The sequence below is a fragment of the Pelotomaculum isophthalicicum JI genome, assembly GCF_029478095.1.
Lineage (GTDB): Bacteria > Bacillota > Desulfotomaculia > Desulfotomaculales > Pelotomaculaceae > Pelotomaculum_D > Pelotomaculum_D isophthalicicum.
The window spans coordinates 1-25995 of record NZ_JAKOAV010000017.1 but is presented as its reverse complement, the minus strand read 5'-3'; the positions used below and the strand labels follow the sequence as shown (position 1 = coordinate 25995).

Here is a 25995-nt window from a genome sequence, read left to right as displayed (position 1 = left end):
CATTGTCAATGTCATAAACCTGTCTTAATCGCGAGGCAGGTTTTTTCTTATCGTATATTCTTATCGTATAAAAGACGTGGAAAGATAAACAATAAAGAAATAAGGCGGGAGGTGATCTAATTATGCCTGATTTTATCATTGGTGAGCATGAAAACATAACCGGAATAGAAAAACAGGCTCCTGATAGAGTTACCGATAATAAAGAGAGGAATCAATATAGAGAATTGGATAATGTTATTCAAGAATATACAAAAAAACCAGGCCAGTTGATTGGGATTTTGCATAGAGCTCAGGAAATATTCGGCTACTTGCCGGAAGAGGTGCAGGCATATATCGCGAATAAAACCGGGATTCCCGTCAGTGAGGTTAACGGGGTGGTTACTTTTTATTCCCTTTTTTCAACTGAGCCAAAGGGAAAATATGAGATAAAAGTATGTCTGGGCACTGCTTGTTATGTCAAAGGGGCGCAGGAGATCATGAACACTCTTAAAGAAAACTTGAAAATTGACGAGGGGGAAACTACGCAAGACAAGCTTTTTACTTTACAAAGCACGCGCTGCATCGGCTCTTGCGGGCTTGCGCCCGTCCTGCTGGCAAATGACGATGTGTACGGAGAAATTGCGGCGAAAGATGTTATGAATATAATCCGTGACTATCAGAAAGGTGACAAAATTGAAAGTTGAAAATATTGAAGATCTAAAAGCGCTGAAAGAAAAACATTATCCGCTGATCAAACAAAGACTTGGCCACCGGAACGGACTGGGCCTGACCCAGATAATGGTCTGTTCAGGCAGTTCTTGTATCTCTTCCGAAAGCCAGGCTATCCTGCGGGAACTGGAGCGGGAACTGGATGATTACGGCTTGAAAGAAAATGTCCGCGTCGTGAAAACCGGCTGCCTCGGTTTTTGCCAGCACGGTCCCGTTGTTATGGTGCATCCGGGAGAGATATTTTACTGCCAGGTAAAACCGGAGGACGTGAAGGAACTGGTGCAAACCCACCTGATAGACGGCAAGCTGGTGGAAAGAATGCTTTATCAGGAGGATTTAACAGGAAGAAGGATACCGAGCATCAATGATATCCATTTTTTTAAAGCGCAAGAAAGGGTCGTCCTGCAAAATTGTGGAGTGATTAACCCGGAAGATATAGAAGAGTACATAGCCAGGGACGGGTACTTTGCCCTGGCGGATGTTATTTTGAATAAGCAGCCCGGTGAAATAATTGACATTATCAGTAAGTCGGGACTCCGGGGGAGGGGCGGCGCCGGCTTCCCGACAGGGAAAAAGTGGGAGATGACTGCCGCGCAGGATGTCACTCCGAAATATGTTGTGTGTAATGCTGACGAAGGCGACCCCGGCGCTTTTATGGACCGCAGCATCCTCGAGGGCGACCCGCACAGCGTGCTGGAAGCCATGGCTATAGCCGCCTGCTGTATCGGCGCCAATCAAGGATATATTTACGTGCGGGCGGAATACCCCGTGGCGGTTGAAAGGCTGGAAATTGCCATTAAGCAGGCCAGGGAAACCGGTTTGTTGGGCAAAGGACTTTTCGGTACTTCATTTGACTTCGATATTGAATTGCGTTTGGGGGCGGGCGCCTTCGTATGCGGAGAGGAGACCGCGCTGCTTCATTCAATCATGGGCGCGCGCGGAGAGCCCCGCCCCAGGCCTCCTTATCCGGCCCAGGAAGGGGTTTGGGGCAAGCCAACCCTGATTAACAATGTCGAAACTTACGCTAATATACCAATTATTTTACGAAGGGGTTGGGAATGGTACCAAGGGTACGGCACCGCTACCACTAAAGGCACCAAAGTTTTTTCCCTGGCCGGGAAAATAAATAACACCGGCTTGATTGAAGTGCCCATGGGCACGTCTTTACGCACCATAATTTTTGACATAGGCGGGGGCATACCCGGAGGCAGAAAATTTAAGGCTGTCCAGACCGGCGGGCCGTCAGGAGGCTGTATCCCGGAAAAATTCCTCGACCGGCCGATTGACTATGAGTCACTAAAGGAAATTGGCTCGATTATGGGTTCCGGCGGAATGATCGTGATGAGCGAGGACAATTGCATGGTTGACCTGGCGCGGTTTTACCTGGAGTTTACCCAGGACGAATCGTGCGGCAGGTGCACTCCCTGCCGGGTCGGCACGAAAAGGTTGCTGGAAATCCTGAAAAGAATCACTGAGGGACAAGGTGAGATGGAGGATCTGGATATTTTGGAGAGACTCTCGCTGGATATCCGCGACGCCTCTCTGTGCGGTCTGGGCCAGACCGCGCCCAATCCGGTTCTTTCCACACTAAGTTATTTTAAGGACGAATATATTGCCCATGTAAGAAATAAAGCCTGCCCGGCCGGTGTTTGCAAAGCCTTGCTTGAATATCAGGTAGACGAAGAAAAATGTGTGGCTTGCGGTCTTTGCGCCAAAGCCTGCGCGGTCGGGGCGATTTCCGGGGAACCGAAACAGCCGTACCGGATTGACCCGGCGAAATGTGTCAAGTGCGCGGCATGCGTGGCCAGGTGTCCGAAAAAGGCGATCTTTCAAGGCAGGGGAAAGGAGGCGACGATCATTGAAAACGCCGGAATTTTCACCGGGACCGGTAGTCAGGAGAACAGGGCAACTTTATGACAACCCGGAGAAAAAAGTAGATAAAATCAGGCTTACGATTGACGGCAGGGAGATTGAAGCCGACAAGGGAATGAATGTCCTGGAGGCGGCTCACGCTGCGGGCATCGAAATTCCCAGCCTGTGCTACCTGCGTCATGTCAATGAAATTGGCTCCTGCCGGGTCTGCCTGGTTGAAGTGGAAATCAAAGGGAACAGGGTGCTCCAGGCTTCCTGCGCTTTTCCCGCAACCGAAGGCTTGGTGGTCCATACTTCTTCAACGCGGGTGAGAAGGGTTAGGAAAACGATGGTGGAACTGCTTCTGTCCGACCATCACCGTGAATGCACCACCTGTATTCGCAACTTGAATTGTGAACTGCAAAATATAGCGGACAACCTGGGGATAAGGAATATCAAATACACCGGTGAAATGAAACAACTGCCGGTTCAGAACGAGAATTCGTTCATTGTCCGGGATTATAACAAATGTATCAAATGCCGCCGTTGTGAGGCAATTTGCAGCAAAGTGCAAGAAGTAAATGTTTACTCCGCGATCAACCGGGGTTATGATACGGTGATCGCTCCGGCGTTCATGCAGGACCTTTCCCAGGTGGCCTGCATCACCTGCGGACAATGTGTGATTGCCTGCCCTACCGCTTCACTAACGGAAAAAGAATGTATTGACTCCGTATGGGAGGCGCTTGAAGACCCGGACAAGTATGTAGTAGTGCAAACCGCTCCGTCCATTCAGGTCACTTTGGGTGAGGTGTTCGGCTACCCGGTGGGTACGGTGGTTACCGGGAAACTGGTGGCCGCTTTGCGGCGTCTGGGTTTTGACAAGGTGTTCTCCACGGACTTTACCGCTGACTTGACCATCATGGAAGAAGCCCATGAATTATTGGAAAGGTTGGAGCAGGGTGACAAGCTGCCCCTGCTGTCCTCCTGCAGCCCCGGCTGGGTTAAGTTCGCCGAGCACTTTTACCCGGAGTTTCTGGAGAACTTGTCAACCTGCAAGTCTCCTCATGAAATGTTCGGAGCTCTGACTAAAACTTATTTTGCCGGGAAGCAGGGACTTGATCCCGAAAAAATCGTGGTAGTGGCAATCATGCCCTGCACGGCGAAAAAGTTTGAGGCCAGCAGGCCGGAAATGGGCACCGGCAATTTTAAAGATGTGGACTGGGTTTTAACTACCAGAGAGCTGGCGAGAATGATCAGGCAGGCGGGAATAAATTTCTGCGACTTGCCGGATGAAGATTATGATACTCCCATGGGGATTGCCAGCGGCGCCGGGGCTATCTTCGGTTCTACCGGAGGGGTGATTGAGGCGGCGGTGCGAACCGCGTATTATCTTACCTCCGGCCAGGAGTTGGATGTGCTGGACTATGAGGAGTTACGCGGGTTTAGCGGATTGAAAGAAGCCTGGGTGGAATTGAAGGGAAGACGGATTAAAGTGGCTATCGCGCATGGTACCGGGAACGCCAGGATTTTAATGGACAGGTTGAAAGCCGGCGAGCAATTTGACTACGCGGAAATCATGGCTTGTCCCGGCGGCTGTGTGGGAGGAGGCGGTCAACCGATATTCGGCACCAGGGAACATAAGGAGATATCGTTGGATTACCGCCATAACCGGGCCGATGCCCTGGAACGAATCGATTATTCGAAAAAAATAAGGCGCGCTCACGAAAATCCGGCAGTGAAAAAAATTTATGAAGAGTTCCTGGGACACCCACTGAGCAACATGTCTAAAAAACTGCTGCATACCTATTTTACGCCGCGTGGCGAGTTGCCGGGTTTTAACTTTGGGGGAATGAAAGGTCATCATGCAGGTCATGTGAAGGAGAATATGACAGTGTACGACAGCTGAAATAACCAGCACAAATATCATGCCAAAAGTTATGAATAATATAATTATTGTACCGTAAAGCCAATTACGATATAATAAAATTAAATTAAATAAATATTATCGCAACGTGTTGGGCAAACCCGTGCGAAAGCCGGGGACGCATAGCCTTGGGTCTAACGCTTAGTAGTAAGCCATGATTGCCAGGCAACAAGGAAGCTGACTTTACTGGGGTGGGTATAGTCTTATATGACTATACTCGCCCTTTTTTTATTTATTTAAGATATTGTGTTAAATAGCTTTATAAAAACAAAAAATCTTATAATTATTCGAGAATATAAGGAGGTGAAACTTGAAAACAAGATATTGATCAAATGTATTGATATGGAAAGGGGAGTCTATCTTGTCAGAAAGTACTCAGGTTTTTTTTGCAACTGCGGTATTCTTAATTACATACGCAGTAATCGTTTCAGAAAAAATTCATCGCACTGTGGTTGCCCTGGTGGGAGCTTGTTTGATGGCCTTAACAAAAATATTGGGTCTGGAGCAAGTTATCGAAGCCATCGATTTCAACACCATTGGCTTGCTGGTGGGGATGATGATAATCGTGGGCATCACTAAGCAAACCGGTATTTTTGAATACTTGGCGATCAAGGCGGCCAAGGGTTCAAAGGGAGAACCGCTCAAAATTATCGCCGCCCTTTCTTTGATCACGGCTGTCTTGTCTGCTTTTTTAGATAATGTTACGACCGTGCTGTTAATTGTGCCGGTAACCTTTGCCATAGCCAAGCAGCTGGAACTTAACCCGTTGCCGTTCCTGATTGCTGAGATCATCTCCTCCAATATTGGCGGTACGGCTACTTTAATCGGTGACCCGCCGAACATCATGATCGGTAGCGCCACCGGGCTTGGCTTTATGGATTTTGTCTTTAATCTGACGCCTGTCATAGTTGTTATATACATTTTGACCATTTTCTTTATACAAATCATATACCGGAAACAACTGGTGGCCAGACCGGAACTTCAATCTGTTATTATGGAAATTGATGAGAAGGATGAGATAAAGGACGCCAAGCTTTTACATAAATGCCTCGTGGTGCTTTTTCTTACCGTATTAGGTTTTGTCCTGCACCAATATGTACACCTGGAATCATCCGTCATAGCCTTGTCAGGGGCCAGTCTATTGCTTCTTGTCACCAGGAGTGATCCGGAACATTCTCTGCATGCGGTTGAGTGGCCTGTTATCTTCTTCTTCGTCGGCCTTTTCGTGGTGGTGGGAGCTTTGGAAGAGGTTGGTGTTATTGAGGCAATGGCCAAGTGGTCGCTAGAGGTGACCGGCGGCAACATGGTGCCGACGTCTATGCTGATTCTCTGGCTGTCTGCCATAGCCTCGGCCTTTGTCGATAACATACCTTTTGTCGCTACAATGATCCCACTAATTCAAGACATGGGCCGCCTGGGAGGTATTGCCGACTTAAACTTACTCTGGTGGTCGTTGTCCTTAGGCGCCTGTCTGGGTGGCAACGGTACCGCTATCGGTGCCTCAGCTAATGTGGTCGTCATAGGTATAGCCGAAAAAAGGGGTCTGCTTATCAGCTTTATTAACTATATGAAGATAGCTTTTCCACTGATGCTGATGTCCATAGTTGTGTCCACTGGTTATCTTCTACTCTGGCACTTGGTTCACACTATGACCGCCATAATTGTAACACTAGGTGTCGCAATAGTACTTTTTTTACTCTTAAAACCGCTCTCAAAAATGCTTACAAAATAGAAACGGGTTACATTAAACGGGTTACATCATAAGTATACGAAAATAATAATAATATAGTCTAAATCCCTGAAAATATAAGGTTCATACCACCTGCCACTATTAGTGATAAGGTGGTTTTTTATTTTACAGGCAGGGAATTAAAGGAAAAGCATTAGCTGTTCAGGATATGTATTTGGCTGAGGTGGGCGGTTGGAATGTATTCGCAAAGTGTTTCAAAGAGAGAAAAGGTGTGGTAAAATTAGATAATAATTGTTAACTCAAAAGGAGATTATTTGCGTGCATATTAATCCCAGAAGAATTATTATATTAACGGTTTTCACTGCCCTGTTTTTAATTTCGCTTGGTATACCGTCCATAGGTTTTGCTGATAGCGATATCGCCATTACTGTTTCCGATCCGGATTGTGGGGGCGAAAAAGTACACGAAGGTAATACAATTAATACAGTACTGTCGACCCCCAATGTTTCGTTTGGCGATAACAGGGTAATGGGTACTTTAAGGATAACGGGAAAGAAAGATATAAGTATCCCGGTAAAGCCCGGGAACAAAGTAATGGTGACTCTGCCGGTGGGCGCGTGCTATATGCAAGCTCCTACCGCCGACACGTATAAAAATTATGTTGAGTGGCCCAAGATTTTGGACGGCGAAAAAAATCAGATACAGGACGCCAAAAATGTACCGGGTATCAAATTTATATCAGGTACCCCCCGTTCCATTACTGTGGAAGTCGGGAATATTGATGCCGCAGGCAAGATCATGGTATTGGACTTTGTTTTTGATAAAGAAAATTATAGTACGCTTAGAGTATCCCGGTTAATTGATGTCGCGAAAGAATATAAGGAAAATCCTGATGAAAAAGTTACCCGGCTGGAGTTTATGAAAATTCTGGCTGATTCGACCGTACCTTTCCCCTCATGTCCGTTAAAAATAGTCTATGACGATAAAATCCTTACAGAGCGTTTCTTGGACTCAGATAAAATTTCTCCGCAAGATCTGGATAAAATAAAGCCATTAATAGATTCCGGGGTTATTGTCGGCTGTCAAAATTTACTTGAGCCGGATAATTATCTAACCAGGGCGGAGGCAGCCAACGCGGCAGGTAAACTATTCCCAACGTCAGAACAAAATACTAACTTTACAGATGATTTGCCTGCGTGGGCGCTTGGCATAAGAGCCGCCGCGGCCAAGGGTATTGTCATCGGATATCCTGACGGTGCCTTTAAGCCGGATCAATTTATTACTAAATCTGAACTGCTGACATTGTTGCAAAGAACACTTGAATCCTATGAGACTAAGAAGGAAAATTAACTTTCCTCCATAACTTCACAAATCCTTCATGTCTTGAGCGATTTCCGCCACTTTCTCGGGTGGTAAAGAAATAATCTCATCCAAATCCTGCTCGCTCCATATTTCATTTACAGCGACTATGGCAACATCCCGGCTGACGCCATGCTCTAAGAGCATGAGCATAACCTTCAGTTCTTTTTCGCTTCTGTCCATGTGTTTCCCTCCATTTCTCCCCGGGTATCAATTGTATCATAAACTTGGGGAGAGTAGCCATTATGTGATAGGCATGGTATCTTAGTATTAATAAAACAGGAAGGGTGATTAGCTGATGAAAGTTGTAGGTATTAACGGCAGCGCCAGAAAAGATGGGAATACCGCTATTCTAATCAAACGGGTTTTCGTAGAACTGGAAAAGGAAGGCATCGAGACGGAATTAATCCAGTTGGCCGGCGAGAAGATCAGAGGATGTCTGGCCTGTATGAAATGCCTGGAAAATAAAGATAAGCGTTGCTCCAACGATAGTGATTCATTTAATATGTATTTTAAAAAAATGTTGGATGCGGATGGGATTATCCTGGGATCACCAACTTACTTTTCCGATATGACGCCGGAAATGAAGGCGCTAATTGACCGGGCAGGTTACGTATCAAGAGCCAACGGTGATTTGTTAAAACGGAAAGTGGGGGCGGCGGTGTCCGTCGCGCGGCGGGCCGGAGCGATTCATACTATTGATTCGATAAACCACCTTTTTTTCATCAGCCAGATGATCGTACCCGGTTCAAATTACTGGAACCTGGGTATCGGCCGGGAAAAAGGAGAAGTTGAGGCCGATGCGGAAGGAATGCAAATCATGCGGGTTTTGGGTGAAAATATGGCTTGGCTGCTGAAAAAAATAAACGGTTAGTAACGCCTGTTTCATTTAATGTTAGATAGGCTTTTGTAAGACATAAGGTGCTGAAATATGAAATTTTTTGATAAAAACATTGACATTGTTATTTTTGATATGGACGGGACTATTTTTGATACTGAAAGATTGGCTATAAAACTATATATCGAGGCGTCACAATTGTTGGGAACACCGCTTGGTCTTGACATTCTTGAAAAATCAATAGGTTTAAATGCCGTGGCAACGGAAAAGTTAATGAAAGAAACCTATGGAGAGGATTACCCATACGGAAAGGTAAAAGAAAAGTTTTTGCAACTAAAGTTTGCTCATATCGATCAGTTTGGTCTGCCCATAAAAGAAGGAGTGAAGGAAGTTTTCAGGAAACTGCGGGAAAACAATGTGCCCATGGCGCTCGCCACTTCTACCGATCGTGACTTAACGGAAAAGTATCTGGGGATTTCAGGCTTAAATAAATATTTTCAGGTGATTGTATGTGGCAACGAAGTGGCAAAGAGTAAGCCGGAACCGGAGATATTTTTAAAAGCTGTCGATTTGCTTGGCAGCGAAGCTTCAAAATGTATTGTTCTTGAAGATTCAGAGAATGGCTTGCTTGCGGCAAGCCGGGCGGGGACAATTCCGGTTTTGATTAAAGATATCAAGTATCCGGCTGATAAAGTGAGAAAGCTTGCCTTTCGCGAATATGAAAGTATGATTGACATTATTAACTGTTTTGAATTTTGATAAGCATAATGCGTGAAACCAAAAATAAACAAGGTGGAGAGATAATATGCGAATTGAATGGAAGGGGCATGCCAGCTTTTTGCTGATCAGTTCCAAAGGAGTACGGGTGTTGACAGATCCATTTGATCAGTATGTAGGTTACCCGTTGCCAAATGTCGAGGTGGACGTGGCAACAGTCAGCCACCAGCACGGTGATCATAATTACGTTGATTCGCTGCCGGGCAAACCGGTGATAATAGAAGGCGCCGGTGAGCATGAGGCCGCCGGGATTGTGATCAAAGGGGTAGCCACGTGCCACGATACGGAGCAAGGAAAAAAGCGAGGGAAAAACACAGTTTTTGTTATCAATCTGGACGGATTGAACATCTGCCATTTAGGAGATCTGGGTCATCTATTAACCTCTCAGCAAGTGTCGGATATAGGACAGGTTGATGTATTGTTTGTGCCGGTAGGAGGCTTTTATACCATTGACGCCAAACAGGCCTACGAGGTAGTGCAACAATTGCGGCCCGCTCTGGTTTTGCCCATGCACTACAAGTTGGATAAACGGGTTACGCTGCCTATCGCGCCGGTGGATGAGTTTCTTGGTCTTTTCCCACGAGTAGAAAAGAAATCGTTTTTAGATATAGATAAATCATCACTACCTGGAAAAACTGAAGTAGTATTGTTGGAGCTCAGATAATCTGGCAGATGCTTTTAATACAAGTCCCAAACCAAAACTGCTTTCTGTCTTTATAATGACGCAGAAAATAATGTTCCTATGGCAAAGTATCAAAAAGGACATGCTATTAGAAACGTCAAAAAAGCGGGGTGGCAATGCATGGGAAGTGACTGCGGCGATGAAAGCGGGAAGCGCTATGAACTGGCAACCTTTGCCGGAGGGTGTTTCTGGTGCATGGTAGCGCCTTTTGAAAGGCTGGAGGGAGTCATCAGCGTAGTGTCAGGTTACATGGGGGGACATAAGGAGCGTCCCACCTATGAAGAGGTTTGTTCCGGTGACACGGGGCACTGTGAAGTGGTTCAAGTTTGCTTCGACCCGGCTGTTTTACCCTATGAAAAACTTTTGGACGTTTACTGGCGGCAAATTGATCCGACAGATGAAGATGGCCAGTTTTACGACAGGGGAGAGTCTTACCGTACGGCTGTTTTTTACCATAATGAGCGACAAAGGCAAAAAGCGGAAACATCCAAAAGAGAGCTAATTGAAAGCGGCCGGTTTGACATGCCTGTTGTCACGCGGATTCTTCCGGCTTCCGTGTTTTATCCGGCCGAGGAGTACCATCAAGATTACCATAAGAAATTCCCCTGCCACTATGCCCGGTACCGCATGGGCTCAGGACGCGACGCTTTTATTGGACAGTACTGGGGAAAAGAAAAAGAATCCGGGAAAGAGCAGTTGAAAGAGAAACTGACCGAGCTTCAGTATGAAGTGACGCAGAACAACGCCACCGAACCGTCTTTCAGGAACGAATACTGGGACGACAAGCGTGAAGGCATATACGTTGATATTGTTTCTGGCGAACCGCTTTTCAGTTCTAAAGATAAATTTGACTCGGGATGCGGCTGGCCGAGCTTTACCAGGCCGGTTCAGAAGGAAAATGTTATTGAAAAGAAAGATTTAAGCCATGGCATGGTTCGCACCGAAGTCCGCAGCCGGGAAGCGGATTCACACCTTGGTCACGTTTTTAACGACGGACCGGCGCCGTCCGGCTTGCGCTACTGTATCAATTCCGCGGCTCTACGGTTCATTCCCAAGGAAGACCTTGAAAGGGAAGGATATGGGAAATATAGCTGTCTGTTTGATTAGAAAGCAGGGCATGCAATATAAATCGCCTCCTCCTTTATTTGTCATTACTGGCTGCCTTTACTTTACATAAAATTATTTTCTTAGCAAAAAATATTAAAGCAGTAAAATGATAAATGAAAGGATTGAAAGGTAAATGCAACAGCAACACATCCATTGTATTGTGAACGACTGTCATTACTGGGCACAAGGTAATAAGTGCGACGCGAATGAAATACTCGTATCCACCAATAACTTCGCGGAAAGCCAACCGGATCAAGTAGATGCTCCGATGGCGAGTCAACTAACCCCCGAAAATGCGGGAGTATGTACGTCAACCGCATGCAAAACCTATGTAACTAAAGGTTCCGGTAAAGTTAACGCGGATAAAGTAAAAAGAATGTCATAATCTGAATGATGCCCGGTATAATACTGCCGGGACTGCCGGGCCTCATTATTGACAGCATATTGGAAAATCACTTATACTAGATTAGAAAACTTAAAGCATAGATCATGTGACTGGCGGATGAGTTGAACGAACAACAGGGAGCATGATCGGGATGATTACCGGCCGCCTGGGTAAAATATTTGGCCCAGGCGGCTTAATTTTTGAGAGGGGGATATAAATGAAGAATTATGAATTGAAATATGGGTGCAACCCGCATCAAAAACCGGCGGAAATACGGGCAACCGCGGGAGAACTGCCGTTAAGGGTGTTGAATGGAAATCCGGGCTATATCAACTTCATGGACGCGTTAAACTCCTGGCAACTGGTGAAGGATCTAAAGACTGCTTTAAATGTCCCGGCAGCGACCTCCTTCAAACATGTCAGTCCCGCCGGAGCGGCTATCGGGCTCCCGCTGTCAAACGAACTGAAAAAAGCATACTATGTTGACGACCTGGATGTAGAATTGTCGCCAATCGCATCGGCCTATGCCCGCGCAAGGGGAGCCGACAGGATGTCCTCCTTTGGAGATTGGGCTGCTTTGAGTGATACGGTGGATAAAGCCACGGCGATGATTTTAAAAAAAGAAGTATCTGATGGTATTATTGCCCCGGGGTATACTGATGAAGCGCTTGAGATTTTAAAACAGAAAAAAGGCGGAAAATACAATATCGTTGAAATCAATAGTGATTATGAACCGGGCGAAATTGATAAAAAGTGTGTATACGGTATTGAGTTTGTGCAGAAAAGAAACAATGTGATTCCCGGTTTTGATGACTTAAAAAATATAGTGACGGAAAATAAAGTTTTGCCTGATGAAGCGAAGAGAGATATGATCATTGCGATGATCACCCTGAAATATACCCAGTCCAATTCAGTCTGTTTTGTATCGGACGGTCAAGTTATCGGCTGCGGCGCGGGACAACAGTCAAGAATTCATTGTACGCGGCTTGCGGGTGAAAAAGCGGACATCTGGCACCTCAAAAAGCACCCCAAGGTATTGAGTTTAAAATTCAAACAAGGTGTGGGAAGACCGGAGCGTGACAACGCTATCGATTTGTTTGTCAGGCACGATACCACGGAATATGAGTTTGATATGCTGAATGATCTGTTTGATGTGGTTCCTGACAGGCTTTCACCGGGTGAAAAGGAAGCATGGTTGAAAGAATTGAATAATGTCACATTGGGCTCTGACGCGTTCTTCCCATTCAGAGACAATATCGACCGGGCATTTAGAAGCGGTGTTAAATATATTGTGCAGCCCGGCGGCTCGATCAGGGATGATCTTGTGATCCGCGCGTGTGATGAATATGGCATGATAATGGCATTAACGGGTTTGAGGCTGTTCCATCATTAATTTTCGGGATGCCTGTTTCTGCCGGTCCCTTCGAGAGAGGTAATTTTCCAGCAACAGGTAAAGAGTCGGGACGACGTAGAGGGTGAGGACTGTCGAGATAATCAGACCTGAGATGATCGCGATGGCCATTGGCTGCCACAAAGCGCCGCCCGCTACAACCATGGGGGTCAAACCTCCGACGGCGGAAAACATGGTCAGGAGGATCGGGCGCAGGCGGGCCTGCCCGGCTTGCGCCAGGGCTTCCTTCAGCGGTTTGCCTTCCTTGACGGCTAGTTCCACGAACTCGATTAGCACTATGCCGTTCCGTACAACGACACCTGCCAGGCTGAAGACACCCAGGGCAGCCATAAAGCCGATTGGGTTCCCCGTCACGAAAATACCAATCAGCGCCCCGCAAACTCCCAAGAAGACTGTAACCATAATAATTAAAGGCTTGAGCAGGGAATTGAACTGTGTGGCCAGCAGCAGGTAAATGATCACCATTACCATCAGGGACAGCCGGGCCAAGTCTGCAAAAGACTTGTTGCCTTCCTCTTGTTCACCGCCGTATTCGATTTTATAACCCTGCGGCAGCGGGTAGGACTGCAGGCTGTTTTGCAAGTCTTTGACCACCTCCGAGGGGAGACGGCCTTGGGTGTAGCTGCTCACTGTGACAGTTCGCACCAACTGGTTGCGGTTGATCTGGCTCACCGCCCAGGTTGGGGTGATTTCAGCCAATTGGTTGAGAGGAATGCCCGCGCCGTTGACACGGGAAGGGACGGGTAGGTTTTTAAGCTGATCCAGTGGTATAGATTGGTTTTTGGCGGCTTTTAAAACTATATTGATTTGTTCGTCAGGCAGTTGGTAGGTGGATACCGCCATGCCGTTGGTCATTAGCAATATGGTCGAGGCGATGTCCAGGTTGGTCACCCCGAGACGGTTGGCCCGCTCCTCGTCAACTATTACCTTGAACTGGAAGATATCCGGACCCATGGTGTCATCAACATTGATTGCGCCGGGTATATCCCGCAGCCTGGCGCTGATGTCACCGGCCAGGGTGCGCAGTGTTTCCATGTCCTCCCCCTTGATGCGGACAGCAACCGGAGCGCCCACGGGAGTCCCCTGCTCCAGATTGCGGACCAGGATGTTGGCGCCGGGAATTTCCTCCCGGAGCCGGCCGCGCAGGTACTCAACCAGTTGGGCGGGTTTCCTCATGCCCCTGCCCGTGCGGGTATTAACATAAATGCACCCCTTGTTGGATCCGCTTACATACTTGGTTTCATTGTAATAAAACTGTGGAAACGATTTTCCAACATAGCTGGCGATAATATTTACTTCCGGCTGTTCAGCCAAGATTGATTCGACCCCCATGATTTGGCTTAGGGTTTCTTCCAGCGTTGAAGTGGCCGGGGTCGTAATGTCGATTAAAAACTCGCTGCGGTCGGCTGGCGGGAAAAAGGTTTTACCGGTTAAAGGAAAAAGGGACAGGCTGACGATCATGAAGATGACAGCCATAACTACGGTCCGCCAGGGCCGGCTTAGAGCCAGTTCAATTGAGTGCCGGTAAAAGGTCAGCAGCCGCCGGTAAGTTCCCTCAGCCAGTCCGCCGTCCCTGTGGAAAAAAGCCGCAATGACGCCCCCCGCCGGACCAGCCGGACGGGAAGCGAGGTGGAGTCGTACAATTGGCGTCAGAAAGAGGGATACCACCAGGGAGGCCAGAAGGGTTACTGTGACAACCTGGGGAATGGCGTAAATAAATTCACCGATGTTGCCTTTAAGCAGGAAAAGGGGGGCGAATGCGGCGATAGTGGCAACGGTGGCGTTGGTGATGGAGTAGGCCACCTCGCGGATGCCCAGGGTGGCGGCTTGCATCGGATTATCGCCTAGTTCCAGGTGGCGTTGAATGTTGTCGTTGGTGACGATGGAATCATCAACCAGGATTCCCAGCACTATTACCAGGGCGGCTACGGAAATCTGGTGCAATTTGAGGCCCATCATCCCCAGCGGCCCCATGCCGAGCAGCACCGAGAGAGGTATCGCGACAGCCACCAGCAGCGCGCCAAAGGGCGGCAAGGCCAGCAGGCACACCAAGAAAACAATGCCCATGCCGATGAAAAGTTCCTTGTAAAGATGGCTGAACTGGGCGCTGGTGTTGACGGCCTGGTTGAAGACGATACGCGGGGTGACCCCGGTGGGAAGCGCGGGCGCTATACTCTGTTCAATATAGGCTTGGATATTGGCGGCAACTTTGACCCGGTCGATATTTTCTTTGGGAAAGAGCACCAGGGAAACGGCGGGCGTCCCATTGGAACGGACCAGCACAGTGGGGTCGGCGGTACCAAGACTTACAGAGGCTATATCGCGGAGGTAGACCGAATTTCCTTCCGGGGTAACCTTCAAAATAGTTCCGCTAATGACCTGGGGGTCAAGGTACTCACCGGTGGTCTGGATGGCCAGGCCATAAGGCTGCTCTTTGATTTTGCCGCCCGGTATGGTGACGTTGCGCGCTTTAATAGCGTCAGCCACCTGGCTCCAGGTCAGATTGAAACGGGCCATTCGCTCCAAATCAAGGACCACCTGGATCTCCCGGTCGGGAAGCCCTTCCCTCTGGACCTCCGCCACGCCGGGCAGCCCCTTTAGCTCGTCCTTAACTTTACGACTGACAGCTTCTAGCTCAAGGTAGTCCATGTTCGGGGCGTCCAGGTGCAAGACCATCATACAGGTGCGGATCAGTTCTGTGTTGATCTGAGGTTCCGAGGCCTCGTCAGGCAGATTCCCGCGCACCTCTTCAATCTTATAGCGAACGTCGTCCCAGGCTTTTTTTGTGTCCGTGCCGGGATAAACCTCAATAATGATCACGGAAAGGCTTTCCGAAGAGGTGGACTCGATTTTTTTGACTCCCTTGATTGCCTCAAAACCTTCCTCCAGAGGTTTGGTAACCAGTTTTTCCACTTTTTCAGGGCTTGCTCCGGGGTAGGTGGTAACTACTCTGGCGTTCAGCAGGGTGATGTCCGGGTCTTCCTGCCGTGGTATGGTATAGAAGCTCAGCAGACCCCAAAGCGCTGCCGCGACAAAGAAGACCAGGATAATTTTGTTGTATTCGAGAATCTTGCGCAGCACCGGCCTACCTACCCCCCTTCAGGACTTTTGCCTTAAAACGGGGTCGCCGTCATGCAGGTAAAGCGCTCCCCGGACAACGAGTTCTTCCCCGGGGTCAAGCCCCGAGGTTATCTCAATCTGGTTGCCGATCGTATCGCCTGTAGTAATCTTTTTAGTAAAACTTTTATCGTCACGGATAACAAAGACGGTGACCTCCGAACCTCGCTTAACCAGTGCCCCTACCGGAACCCAAACCGTGGCGCGGGTCTGCCGGCGGCTCGCCACGCGGGCTACCATGCCCGGCTTCAGGAGATGGCCGGGATTATCCACACTCACTTCTATTAAAAAAGTACCCGTCTGACTGTCTGCCGCGGGATGAACGAGAGTGACCTCGCCAGGCCAATTCCGCCCGGGCTGATCAGGACTGGTCACATCGACCGGGTCGCTCGCTTGCCAGTTGTTTAGCTCGGCTGCAGCCACAGTTACTTCTATCTTAATCCGGTCAAGGTCTCCAATAACATAGACCGGCGTGCCCGCGCTGACCATCTCTCCGACCTCGCCTGCTTTTTTGAGCACGGTGCCTTTGAAGGGGGCTGTCAGCTTGGTATGGCTCAATTGCAGCCTGGACTGGCTGGCCAGGGCCTGCGCCTTGTGATAATCGGACACGCTGGCTCCCTGACCTTCATTGTAGCCCGATTGAGCTTCATGGTACTTGGCGGCTGCTACTGACAATTGGGTGCCGGCGTCATCGAACTGGGCTTTGGAGACTGCCTTGGCTTCGTACAGGCTTTTCACCCGTTCGTAATCTTGCTGGGCTTTCCGGTAGGCCGCCTCGGCTTGTCCCAATACTGCCGCCGCCTGCTCGATGCCAGCCCGGGCTGCTTCTGTTGCAGCGCCGGCAGCTTCCACCTGCGCCTGGTAATCGGCGGGGTCGAGGGAGGCCAGTACCGATCCCTCTTCCACCAGAGTTCCTTCATCCAGGACCGGACCCTGAATCCTGCCACTTACCTGAAAACCTAGTTTTGCTTCCTTGAATGGTTTGACAATCCCGGCTAAACCGCCACCCGACCGCGTTGTTTGAGCCTGAACGGTCATTGTTTCCACGGCCCTGGGATTTGGCGCGCCGGTGAAATCTTTCTTTCTTTCCATTGCAAAATAAGCTGCTGCTACTAGAAAGCTAAGCGTTATTATTATGTAAAGAAATCTTTTTTTCTGCACGGTCGTTTACCCCCGCGTTATATACCAAGGTCAAATCTCAAAACATTTGACAAGTGTGAAGTTATACTTTATGCTTATACTATAATTTTACTGCTATGGGCTGTCAAGGTTTTTTTAGTTATTATTCCGGAGGAATATTCAATGGACAATAATCTACGTATGAAAGAAATAGTGGAAAAAACAGGTGAGAACAAGTCGACTGTCTTGCATTACATCCGGATGGGGCTTCTTCCTGAACCTGTCAGGACTTCCAAAAATATGGCATATTACCCGGAGATATATATTAAGTTGATCAATATCATACGTACCCTGCAGAGCAGGTTTTTCCTGCCGCTGCACGCTATTAAGCGCATTTTAGATTTCATTGGACAAAACCCAACTATTGATAGGGCTGTGCATATATACGAGTTGTTATATAAAATGGCATACGCGGAACCCGGTGACCCGGAACGGACATACAGCCGCAAGGAACTCTTACAAGAGACCGGCATGAAAAGCGGAGAACTGGAAAACCTGGAACAACTTCAGTTGCTGGTTCCTTTCGAAAATGATATGTACAACAATGACGATCTCGTGGTAGCCAAATCTCTGATGATGGTTAAGAAAAATCACATTCCCCTGGAGGGCCTTGACTTTCTGCCTGATTTGCTGGGGCAAGTGGCGGCGAGGTCTAGTGAATTTCGTGACATGTCCATCAAGGGACTAAACGATGAAGAAGAGTGGGAAATTACCCGTTTTCTATCGGGTAATTTAATCGGGTTTTCCAATTATCTGGTACGTCGTTTCCTGTACCGTGAGTTGAAGAAAAAATATAAGGCGGGACCTGTTGAAGCGGGTTAATGATTTGTCTAATAAAATGGTTCTATTCGTTTTTTATATAAGGGAGGATGGTTTGTACAAGCTTTTTTATCAGAGCTAATTCTTTTGGTGAGCATTTGTTGAGCAAATTATTTATTTCTTTGTCAATATCGCAGGCACTTGTTTCATAAATATTATTTTCATAATGAACATAATAATTATTGTGTTCAGTTTTTCCTAGAACAAGGTAGTCTAAAGATATATGTAATGTATTGGCAATATTAACCAGGGTGGGCAAGCTCATTTGTCGCTCTCCGCGTTCCAGTTGCCCGACGTAGTATTCCGAAAGCTCGATGATTTCAGCGAATTCATCACGTGAAAGTTTGAGCTTTTCTCTTTCTTCCCTTATTCTTAGACCAATGGCCTTGTTATCTATCTCCACTTTATTCTCCTTATTACTCCAACTTAAAATACTTTATCTAACTTTGAATTGCAACTAAATCTGCTGGAGGCATATAATTAGTATTTGCAATGTGCAAATGTTTAATATAGAATTATGTTTGCGGTTATTTTTAGGAGAAGGGGGAGTGGACGTGGATATAAAAAATAGAATAGAGATAGCGCGAAACATTCTTATTAACGCATCCAAAATGAACGCTAGCGAAGAAGTCCTACTTAAGATAAGTAGGAAAATTGATAAGTATGTTGTTGAATATTATATGAAATGTGGTGTTCAATATCAGATAAATAAAAAAAACTGTGGTGATTGTAAAAACATACCGGAGCGTTGAATGCGTTCCGGTGTGTTTTTATTGTACCTGTTTGCCGGTTTTTATTACAGCGCTATTGTGAAATAGTAATCAACTACATTTTGGCGGAAAAATAAAATCACCCGATCAGGTGAATTTAATATATTTATTTTTTTAGTCAGCTTTCATTTTGGCTTAGGAGAGGATCTGGGCATATGCGTGCTTTAATAACAAATTGTCAATTGGGTTATATTAAGCTTTATTTGAAAAAGAAGGTTTCAAGATGCAAAAGCAGGGAACAAGAATGATTTTAACGCTTGCATTTTTAATTGTGCAGTTATTGACTTTTATCGAATTAATCAGAAGCATGAAATATGAGTATGTGTACGATGTAGGTGTTACCACTGTTTTTCTGATAATTTATACTGTATTCGAAGTTAAATTCAAATATCACTTGAGTAACTATATCAGAGGTACTGTGATTTTAACAATTATAGGTCATAATTTCTTTGGAGAATATTTGGATTTATATATAACGTCACCCATTTTTGATCGCGGTTTACATATTTTTGGTACATATGCCTTTGTCCTTTTCATTTATTCGTTGCTGTACAAGATGAACATCAAACCACTTCCTCAAAAGTCCGGTATATTTATCTATGTGGTTTTATTGGGAATCAGTTTAGGTACACTTTTTGAAATTGTGGAATTCTTAACAGATATTATGTTAAAGCCAGAAGTGCAGTATCAGACGGATCTGGTTGATACAGACTTAGATCTTGTGTGCGATGTGATTGGGGCAATAATTGCGGCATTTCATATTAATAAGCCATACGGATTTAATATTAAAAAATCGTAAGCTTGCTTTATAATAGTATTATCCGCATCCATGAGGAGTACAAAAGCGAACTATATCTTCCTGATCGTCCTGTTTGCAAAATTTATGTTAATGTCCGGATAATATAAAAGAATGCGCCAATAGTTATTGACAGCGGAGCTTCTTAGCTGGTAAGATTCATATAATATGTAAAGACGATGAAAGGGAATAGTAAGTGTTTAGTATCAGGTTCAGAGAGCCGCCGGATGGTGCGAGGCGGTCGAAGGCTTAACGCAGAACTCTCCCTGGAGCAGCCGGTCGAAATCCATTGTGAGATTAGGTCCGGACGGAGCTTCCGCCGTTAAAAGGAAGGGGATATCGGACTTGTTGTCCCGTATCCTTTTGAGTGAACGGCGTTTAGGCGTCGTTAATTTGAGTGGTACCACGAAGTGAACCCTTCGTCTCAAAAGAGGCGGAGGGTTTAAATATTTATCCGGGAGGTGGTGTTTGATGGAATCAGACCTTAGCGACCTTAGACGGTTAAAATGGTACGTAACCAATAAATATAACAAGGGGGAAAATAATGATGCGAAGGCTGTTTATCTTCGACACTACCTTGAGGGATGGAGAGCAGTCATTGGGGATAACTTTAAACGTTGCGGAAAAACTGGAGATAGCGAGGCAGCTTGTCAAACTCGGTGTGGATGTGATTGAAGCGGGTTTTCCGGCCTCATCGCCTGGAGACGCTGACTCGGTAAGCACGATTGCCAGGGAAATAAAAGGAGTCTCCGTTTGCGGGCTTACGCGCGCTGTTGAGAGTGATATCGACTGTTGCGCCGAAGCCTTGCGGGCGGCCGAACACCCGAGAATTCACACCGGGATAGGGGTATCCCCGATACACATGGAGAAGAAGCTTAAACTGTCACCTGAACAGGTAATTGAACTGGCTGTGGCCGCGGTAAAGCACGCCAGGAAATACGTCGGTGACGTTGAGTTTTATGCCGAAGACGCTTTCCGCGGCGATCGCGCTTTTCTCGTTACAGTTTTAGAAAAAGTTATAAAGGCCGGCGCTAATATAATCAATGTGCCTGATACGGTAGGCTATGCCACCCCTTCTGAATATGAGGAGCTTATCTCCTTTCTGATGAATAATGTCAGGGGGATTGAAAGAGTCGTGGTGAGCGTGCACTGTCATAATGACCTGGGCATGGCTACCGCCAATGCGCTCGCCGGGATAATGGCCGGGGCGAACCAGGTCGAGGGCGCCGTAAACGGCATTGGTGAAAGGGCCGGCAATACCTCGCTGGAGGAAGTCATTATGGCCGTGTATACCAGGCGCGTGCAATATGGGCTGGAGATGAGCGTGAACACCAGGGAAATATACGCCACCAGCATGCTGGTATCAAGGGTTACCGGGGTTCCGGTTCCCGCCCATAAAGCTATTGTCGGGTCGGGAGCGTTCATGCACGCTTCCGGTATTCACCAGGACGGTGTTTTAAAAGATAAAACGACATATGAGATTATCCAGCCGGAGATTGTTGGTGTTTCCAGAAGCTCGATTAATTTGAGCGCCAGGTCGGGCAGGCATGCGCTCAGACACTGTTTGGGAGAACTGGGCTATCAATTGAACCGGGATAAACTGGAAGACACATACCAGAGATTTTTGCAACTGGCTGACCGGAAAAAGGAAATATTCGAATGCGACCTGCATGATTTGATGGAATAAACCGGCAAATAAAAATATTTGTTTTGGATGAAACTTTTTGAGAAAAACGGGTTAATAAATAATTGAAGGGCTTAAAGGGGGATCAACGGTGGACGCCAACACCGATCATAACTTGATCATCCGCTGCCGTGAAGGTGATGAAGGAGCCTGGCGGTTATTATTAGCCCGCTACGAAGCCTACGTATACCGGTTGTGCTACCGGATCGGCGGTTCAAGTGAAGACGCTCTGGATCTCACCCAGGAAGCGCTTGTGAAAGTGCTGACCGGACTGGACAGTTTTCAGCCTGGCAGGCCGTTTAAACCCTGGCTTCGTAAGGTTACGGTAAACGCCTGCTTGAACTACCTCAGGCGGCGTGTGCCGGATACTGTTTCCCTGGAGCAGCCTGTTGCCGAAGACATCGTGCTTGGAGACACCATCGCCGGAAACACAGGCGACCCGGAACATGCCGCGGAATGGCGTGATGCCCGTGAGGTGCTCCAGCAGGCGATGAGCGAGCTGTCATACCAGCAGCGGGCAGTGCTTATGATGCGGCACCAGGAAGGACTCAGCTACGAAGAAATAGCGGCGGCTACCGGCTTGCCGCCGGGCACCGTGAAAACGTGTCTCTTTCGGGCCAGGCAGCAGTTGAAGCGCAAACTGGCAAGCGTTTACGGATGGGAGTGATGGCATTGATGTGCAGTTCGGAAATCCTGCAAGCTTTTCTGGACGGCGAGCTGGAATTGGCTGAAACAGAAGCTGTTCGCAACCACCTCGCTTGCTGCCCTGCTTGCCGGCGGGAACTGTCCAGGCTGAGGCTGCTCTGGCTGGAACTGGAACAGGAAGATGAAGTTGAGGTGCCGGCAGGGCTTCCTTTCATTCGCCAGCAAGCTGTCACTAAGGCCAGGGCGGCCAGGCAGGACATGCAAAGAACGTCAAGTGTCAGTCTCTGGGCCGCCCAAAAGCTGGCCTGGCAGCCGCTCCTTGCCGGTGTATCCCAGATTCCCGGTACGCGGCAGTTGGGGCAGTTGGCCAGGACCGCGGGACGCGGGCTGCCCGGTGTTATCAAGGGTGTTTCATCTATAGCGAGTAAGATAATAAGCAAAAGGCGTGACCAGCGTTGAGCGGATTGATGATTTTAATCCTAATTTTGCTGTTGATTGTGGGACTTTTAAGTTTACCGCTGACCTTCAAAGCCGGAGGGCGGTTGTGTATTGAGGAGCAGCAGTTGGATGTGAGAATCGCTTGGGGGTGGAGGCTCCTTGTTGCCACCATTGGAATGAACAGGGGGAAGATGTCATTTGCGTTGCGCCTCGCCGGGGCAACCATTCCAGTTAACCGGAAAAATCCTGGAACAGTCAAGGCAAAAGAGAAACGGAAAACAACCAGGCGGAAGAAGGAGAGGCATGGATTCAATTTCTTAACAATCAGTAAGGTACTTAGCAGGAAGTTTCTCGCGGCTGTTTTGGGTTTTATAAAAAAGGTTTTTCGTTCCTTAGGACTACGGTTGCGGTTGGCCGGTATCTATGGCACCGGCGACCCGGCCCTGACCGGACTGCTCGCCGGGTTAATGGGTACGCTAAACGCCGGGCATGTCAACCTTGACCTGGATGCTGACTTCAGCGGGCCGGTTCTTGACATAGCGGGAGAAACATCGGGCCGGATCGTACCTGTCGTGATCTTGTATTTAACCATACGGTTTCTTTTTGCCGGACCTGTCCGCAATCTTTGGTGGACTCAGCTTAAATCAAAATTCGTCGGAAGAAAACTTAAGGAGGGTGCGCAATATGTTTAAAGAAGACATTGAGTCCTTAGTGTCCCGTCTGGAAAATCTGATTTCGACCAAGACTATCGTCGGCGAGCCTATTATCAGCGGTAATACAACTATTATTCCTATCGTGACGGCTTCCGTTGGTTTCGGCATAGGCAGCGGTGAAGGACAGGATGAAAAGAACCAGGGAGGCAAAGGCACCGGCGGAGGCGCGGGCATGAAACTCAGTCCTTCAGCGCTGCTCATCTTGCAGGGAGACAACGTTCAGGTGTATTCCCTGGCAAAGAAAGGCAGTCTGTCCAAGCTGGCGGAAGTGATACCTGACGTGATAAGCAAGTTTAAGCCCCAGGAGAAGGTTGAATAGCAATCTCCCGCATGAGTTTTATCAAATGAATCTCCATTAATTGGAGTGACAGGTGGCCATACCTTTTGGCGGTGTGGTCATTTTTTATCTTTCTTAATCATTTTTATCGTTTCTAACCTGGTTGTGGAAAATTTCCTCAAGGCTCATGTCACCGGGATCTTTTAGCTTTACCCAAAAATGATTGTCATGTCCCAGGGAAATAAAGGTAATATACAGATTACTCCACTCGATTTTTTGAGGGATGGAACAATTAAGCTTATCGCAGTGGCAAAGGACAGAAATTGGGGATAATCCTTCTTGAAAATGTCAAAAAATAAGGCTATCTTGGAAATATGTCGGCCATTGCCGCACATTTGATCATTTATTGGCCAATGCGCCTTGACAGAAAAATTTTATGGCAAAGGTGGGTTTTATGGTTAAAGGCAGTTATCTGAAACTTCCTCCCGGTGAACTGGCCAAGCGGGCAAAAAAAGCTGTGGCCATGCTGGGGGATTGTACCGTTTGCGCACAGGAATGCCGCGTCAACCGCCTGGAGGGGGAGTTGGGCATATGCAGGGGCGGGCGTCTGGCGGCGGTAAACAGCTACGGGCCGCATTTCGGTGAAGAGGATGTGCTGGTGGGGACAGGCGGGTCGGGAACGATCTTCTTTACATACTGCAATTTAAGCTGTGAGTTCTGCCAGAACTGCGAAATCAGCCAGCTTGGTGAAGGTGACGAGGTGCCCGCCGGAGAACTGGCCGGGATGATGCTTGATCTCCAGAAGAGGGGTTGCCACAACATCAACCTGGTGTCTCCGAGCCACTTCGTCCCGCAGTTTCTGGAGGCCCTCAACGTGGCGGCGGAAAAAGGGCTTACCCTGCCGGTGGTTTACAACACCGGGGGGTATGACGCACCGGAAACTTTGGACTTGCTGGACGGAATCGTGGACATTTACATGCCTGACATCAAATTTGCCGACGACGATGCCGGCCGTAAATACTCCGGCGCGGTGGAATACTTCACTGTTGCCAAAAAGGCGGTGAAGAAAATGCACGGACAGGTGGACGACCTGGCCGTGGACGGGCGGGGCATCGCCTACCGCGGCCTGCTGGTGCGGCACCTGGTCCTGCCGGACAACCTGGCCCGTTCGGAAAAAGTTTTCGAGTTTCTGGCCGATGAGGTTTCTAAAGATACTTTCATAAACATTATGGACCAGTATTATCCCGCCTTTAATGCTGTTAACTACCCGGAACTGGACAGGCGGATCACCCGTAAGGAGTTCCGGGAAGCTGTTGACGCAGCCAGGCGGGCGGGGCTGAGGAGAATTTATACCGGTTTTAATAAAATTTTTTAACGAAACTGTTTGAACAGGTTGACAAGTATGAATTACCAAATTATAATTATTATAAAATAGTAGGAGTTATAAATTAATAATGGTAATAAAAAAATTAAAGAAGATGGGGTTGAAATTGACACCCCAGAGACTGGCCATATTGAACCTGCTCGAAGGTAATACAAAACACCCGTCAGCGGAGGAGATATACAAACAATTAAAGCCCCAGTACCCGTCTTTGTCCCTTGCCACAGTATATAATACCCTTGAAATGTTAGCCAGGGCGGGGGAATTGCAAGAGATCAGGATCAAGGCGGATAAGAGACATTTTGATCCGAACCCAAATCCACATAGTCATTTTTTATGTAGGATTTGCGAATCAGTTCATGATCTGGATGCCGGTCTTTTGGAAATACAAGCTCCAATTAATATTAACGGCTATCTGGTGGAAGGATTTACACTTTATTTTCACGGAGTTTGCCCGGGATGCCTGGAAAAGGATAGAGGCGGGAACCGGTAAGCGATTGCGGGTTGACCCTCGGAATAACGAGGGAAAAATTACTAACATAAATTAATTGAGGAGGTCTAATGCTATGAAAAAATGGCGCTGCACAGTTTGCGGTTATGTCCACGAAGGGGAAACGCCGCCGGAAAAGTGTCCTAATTGCGGGGCTCCCAAGGAGAAATTCGAATTATTGACCACGTCCGGTCCGGATCTGGTGGACTGGAACAAAATTGGCGTGGCAAAAGGCTCCGGTTTTGAAGATGACTTGAACATGCAGTTCCGGGGAGAGTGCATGGAGGTGGGAATGTATATCGCCATGGCCCGCCAGGCTGAGCGGGAGGGCTATCCGGAAATAGCCGAGACTATGAAACGCATAGCCTGGGAAGAGGCTCACCACGCGGCTCGATTTGCCGAACTCCTGGGGGAAGTAATCAGTGAAAGCACGGAAGTAAACCTGAAAAAATTAGTGGATGGCGAGGCCGGCGCCAACCGCGGGAAAAAGGAAATCGCCGCCCGTTCCAAGCAGGAAGGACAGGACGCAATCCACGATGCCATTCATGAAGCGTGCAAAGACGAAGCCAGACATTGCCTGGCCTTCTACGGCCTCTTAAAAAGGTATTTCCCAAAAGCGTAGAATGTTTAGACTAAACTAACCGGGGCGTAAAATACGTCCCGGTTTAGTGTTGCACACCGGAAAATAGCATGTATACTGCAGGTCGCAGCGGAGATGAAGGCAGATGTTACTTTAACTCCATGATTATAAGTTGTATATTTTGTAATTTTTTATGGTAATAAGAAGGAATTAATTAATTCGAATAGAAATTAATACTTATTAAATAAAAAAGCCGCCCTATCGGGCGGTTCTTCCTTTTCTAGAAGATATCTTCTAAGCTGTTTTGCCATGGCTCTTTAGGACGCATTTCTCCTCCGCATTTTTCGCAGACAAACCTGGGAGGTACCGTCGGA

Annotated in this window: 25 protein-coding genes, 1 pseudogene, 2 riboswitches and 1 other annotated feature; of the genes and pseudogenes, 22 read left to right on the top strand and 4 right to left on the bottom strand. The window is 47.6% G+C overall.

The genetic code is table 11. From position 1 onward, the window contains the following. Positions 1 to 122 precede the first annotated feature (122 nt). The 5 genes from L7E55_RS09945 to L7E55_RS09925 all read left to right on the top strand — a co-directional run bounded on the left by L7E55_RS09945 (position 123) and on the right by L7E55_RS09925 (position 7523). Positions 123 to 683 carry an NADH-quinone oxidoreductase subunit NuoE family protein gene (locus tag L7E55_RS09945; RefSeq protein ID WP_277444022.1) on the top strand — a complete coding sequence of 187 codons (561 nt, stop codon included), beginning with the start codon at positions 123 to 125 and terminating at the stop codon, positions 681 to 683. Further along, complete coding sequence (locus L7E55_RS09940; RefSeq protein ID WP_277444021.1) at positions 673 to 2625, top strand: NADH-quinone oxidoreductase subunit NuoF; 1953 nt, start codon at positions 673 to 675, stop codon at positions 2623 to 2625. The genes L7E55_RS09945 and L7E55_RS09940 overlap by 11 nt, the downstream gene beginning before the upstream one ends. Further along, positions 2567 to 4465 (top strand): NADH-dependent [FeFe] hydrogenase, group A6, encoded by a 1899-nt coding sequence (locus L7E55_RS09935; RefSeq protein WP_277444020.1) that lies wholly within the window; start codon positions 2567 to 2569, stop codon positions 4463 to 4465. The genes L7E55_RS09940 and L7E55_RS09935 overlap by 59 nt, the downstream gene beginning before the upstream one ends. Positions 4466 to 4567: 102 nt before the next feature. Further along, a riboswitch (cyclic di-GMP riboswitch) is annotated at positions 4568 to 4657 on the top strand. A 187-nt stretch (positions 4658 to 4844) separates the two neighbouring features. Then, positions 4845 to 6215, top strand: a complete 1371-nt coding sequence (locus L7E55_RS09930; protein ID WP_277444017.1) for an ArsB/NhaD family transporter — start codon at positions 4845 to 4847, stop codon at positions 6213 to 6215. A gap of 276 nt (positions 6216 to 6491) precedes the next feature. Further along, the gene (locus tag L7E55_RS09925; RefSeq protein WP_277444016.1) at positions 6492 to 7523 is read left to right on the top strand and encodes an S-layer homology domain-containing protein; all 1032 of its coding nucleotides are present in this window, start codon (positions 6492 to 6494) and stop codon (positions 7521 to 7523) included. 15 nt (positions 7524 to 7538) lie between these two features. Here the strand turns inward: L7E55_RS09925 and L7E55_RS09920 are convergent, their stop codons facing one another. Next, entirely contained in the window at positions 7539 to 7715 is a 177-nt protein-coding gene (locus L7E55_RS09920) for a hypothetical protein (protein WP_277444015.1), read from the bottom strand. A gap of 115 nt (positions 7716 to 7830) precedes the next feature. On the opposite strand from L7E55_RS09920, the gene L7E55_RS09915 reads away from it, so the two are divergent. The 6 genes from L7E55_RS09915 to L7E55_RS09890 all read left to right on the top strand — a co-directional run bounded on the left by L7E55_RS09915 (position 7831) and on the right by L7E55_RS09890 (position 12714). Then, positions 7831 to 8406: a flavodoxin family protein gene (locus tag L7E55_RS09915; RefSeq protein WP_277444013.1), complete on the top strand. Its 576-nt coding sequence runs from the start codon at positions 7831 to 7833 to the stop codon at positions 8404 to 8406. 57 nt (positions 8407 to 8463) lie between these two features. Beyond that, a complete protein-coding gene (locus L7E55_RS09910) occupies positions 8464 to 9129 on the top strand; it encodes an HAD family hydrolase (protein WP_277444011.1) in 666 nt (221 codons plus the stop codon). Positions 9130 to 9175: 46 nt separating this feature from the next. After that, complete coding sequence (locus tag L7E55_RS09905) at positions 9176 to 9811, top strand: MBL fold metallo-hydrolase (protein ID WP_277444009.1); 636 nt, start codon at positions 9176 to 9178, stop codon at positions 9809 to 9811. Positions 9812 to 9949: 138 nt separating this feature from the next. Continuing rightward, positions 9950 to 10936: a peptide-methionine (R)-S-oxide reductase MsrB gene (msrB, locus tag L7E55_RS09900; RefSeq protein ID WP_277444007.1), complete on the top strand. Its 987-nt coding sequence runs from the start codon at positions 9950 to 9952 to the stop codon at positions 10934 to 10936. A gap of 133 nt (positions 10937 to 11069) precedes the next feature. Then, the gene (locus tag L7E55_RS09895; protein WP_277444006.1) at positions 11070 to 11321 is read left to right on the top strand and encodes a DUF1540 domain-containing protein; all 252 of its coding nucleotides are present in this window, start codon (positions 11070 to 11072) and stop codon (positions 11319 to 11321) included. A 96-nt stretch (positions 11322 to 11417) separates the two neighbouring features. Beyond that, a riboswitch (ZMP/ZTP riboswitch) is annotated at positions 11418 to 11500 on the top strand. Positions 11501 to 11538: 38 nt separating this feature from the next. Further along, positions 11539 to 12714 (top strand): phosphoribosylaminoimidazolecarboxamide formyltransferase, encoded by a 1176-nt coding sequence (locus tag L7E55_RS09890; RefSeq protein WP_277444004.1) that lies wholly within the window; start codon positions 11539 to 11541, stop codon positions 12712 to 12714. On the opposite strand, the gene L7E55_RS09885 is transcribed toward L7E55_RS09890, so the two are convergent. Both L7E55_RS09885 and L7E55_RS09880 read right to left on the bottom strand, forming a co-directional pair. Beyond that, positions 12685 to 15813 (bottom strand): efflux RND transporter permease subunit, encoded by a 3129-nt coding sequence (locus tag L7E55_RS09885; RefSeq protein ID WP_277444002.1) that lies wholly within the window; start codon positions 15811 to 15813, stop codon positions 12685 to 12687. The two genes, L7E55_RS09890 and L7E55_RS09885, sit on opposite strands and share 30 nt — an antisense overlap. An 18-nt stretch (positions 15814 to 15831) precedes the next feature. Beyond that, positions 15832 to 17010, bottom strand: a complete 1179-nt coding sequence (locus L7E55_RS09880) for an efflux RND transporter periplasmic adaptor subunit (protein WP_277444000.1) — start codon at positions 17008 to 17010, stop codon at positions 15832 to 15834. 141 nt (positions 17011 to 17151) lie between these two features. Here L7E55_RS09880 and L7E55_RS09875 point away from each other — a divergent pair, with 141 nt between their 5' ends. Next, positions 17152 to 17850 carry a MerR family transcriptional regulator gene (locus L7E55_RS09875; RefSeq protein ID WP_277443998.1) on the top strand — a complete coding sequence of 233 codons (699 nt, stop codon included), beginning with the start codon at positions 17152 to 17154 and terminating at the stop codon, positions 17848 to 17850. Between the two features lie 22 nt (positions 17851 to 17872). Here the strand turns inward: L7E55_RS09875 and L7E55_RS09870 are convergent, their stop codons facing one another. Further along, positions 17873 to 18250, bottom strand: coding sequence for a helix-turn-helix domain-containing protein (locus L7E55_RS09870; RefSeq protein ID WP_338091206.1), 378 nt, complete (start codon positions 18248 to 18250; stop codon positions 17873 to 17875). Between the two features lie 151 nt (positions 18251 to 18401). Here L7E55_RS09870 and L7E55_RS09865 point away from each other — a divergent pair, with 151 nt between their 5' ends. The 10 genes and pseudogenes from L7E55_RS09865 (at position 18402) to L7E55_RS09820 (ending at position 25663) form a co-directional block, all read left to right on the top strand. Next, positions 18402 to 18599, top strand: coding sequence for an aspartyl-phosphate phosphatase Spo0E family protein (locus L7E55_RS09865; protein ID WP_277443997.1), 198 nt, complete (start codon positions 18402 to 18404; stop codon positions 18597 to 18599). A 241-nt stretch (positions 18600 to 18840) separates the two neighbouring features. Beyond that, positions 18841 to 19416: a DUF2238 domain-containing protein gene (locus L7E55_RS09860; protein WP_277443996.1), complete on the top strand. Its 576-nt coding sequence runs from the start codon at positions 18841 to 18843 to the stop codon at positions 19414 to 19416. A gap of 167 nt (positions 19417 to 19583) precedes the next feature. Next, positions 19584 to 19843, top strand: a binding site (T-box leader). 117 nt (positions 19844 to 19960) lie between these two features. Then, positions 19961 to 21094, top strand: a pseudogene (locus tag L7E55_RS09855) (2-isopropylmalate synthase); the annotation flags it as partial. Positions 21095 to 21188: 94 nt separating this feature from the next. Further along, positions 21189 to 21764, top strand: coding sequence for an RNA polymerase sigma factor (locus tag L7E55_RS09850; protein ID WP_277443995.1), 576 nt, complete (start codon positions 21189 to 21191; stop codon positions 21762 to 21764). 8 nt (positions 21765 to 21772) lie between these two features. Next, the gene (locus tag L7E55_RS09845) at positions 21773 to 22201 is read left to right on the top strand and encodes a zf-HC2 domain-containing protein (RefSeq protein WP_277444093.1); all 429 of its coding nucleotides are present in this window, start codon (positions 21773 to 21775) and stop codon (positions 22199 to 22201) included. Beyond that, complete coding sequence (locus L7E55_RS09840) at positions 22198 to 22872, top strand: DUF2953 domain-containing protein (protein WP_277443994.1); 675 nt, start codon at positions 22198 to 22200, stop codon at positions 22870 to 22872. Before L7E55_RS09845 ends, L7E55_RS09840 begins: the two co-directional genes overlap by 4 nt. After that, positions 22865 to 23212 carry a GerW family sporulation protein gene (locus tag L7E55_RS09835; RefSeq protein ID WP_277443993.1) on the top strand — a complete coding sequence of 116 codons (348 nt, stop codon included), beginning with the start codon at positions 22865 to 22867 and terminating at the stop codon, positions 23210 to 23212. The genes L7E55_RS09840 and L7E55_RS09835 overlap by 8 nt, the downstream gene beginning before the upstream one ends. 412 nt (positions 23213 to 23624) lie before the next feature. Next, entirely contained in the window at positions 23625 to 24545 is a 921-nt protein-coding gene (locus L7E55_RS09830; RefSeq protein WP_277443992.1) for a radical SAM protein, read from the top strand. A gap of 79 nt (positions 24546 to 24624) precedes the next feature. Continuing rightward, a complete protein-coding gene (locus L7E55_RS09825) occupies positions 24625 to 25044 on the top strand; it encodes a Fur family transcriptional regulator (RefSeq protein ID WP_277443990.1) in 420 nt (139 codons plus the stop codon). 73 nt (positions 25045 to 25117) lie between these two features. Beyond that, positions 25118 to 25663, top strand: coding sequence for an NADH peroxidase (locus tag L7E55_RS09820; protein WP_277443989.1), 546 nt, complete (start codon positions 25118 to 25120; stop codon positions 25661 to 25663). The last annotated feature ends 332 nt before the right edge of the window (positions 25664 to 25995 follow it).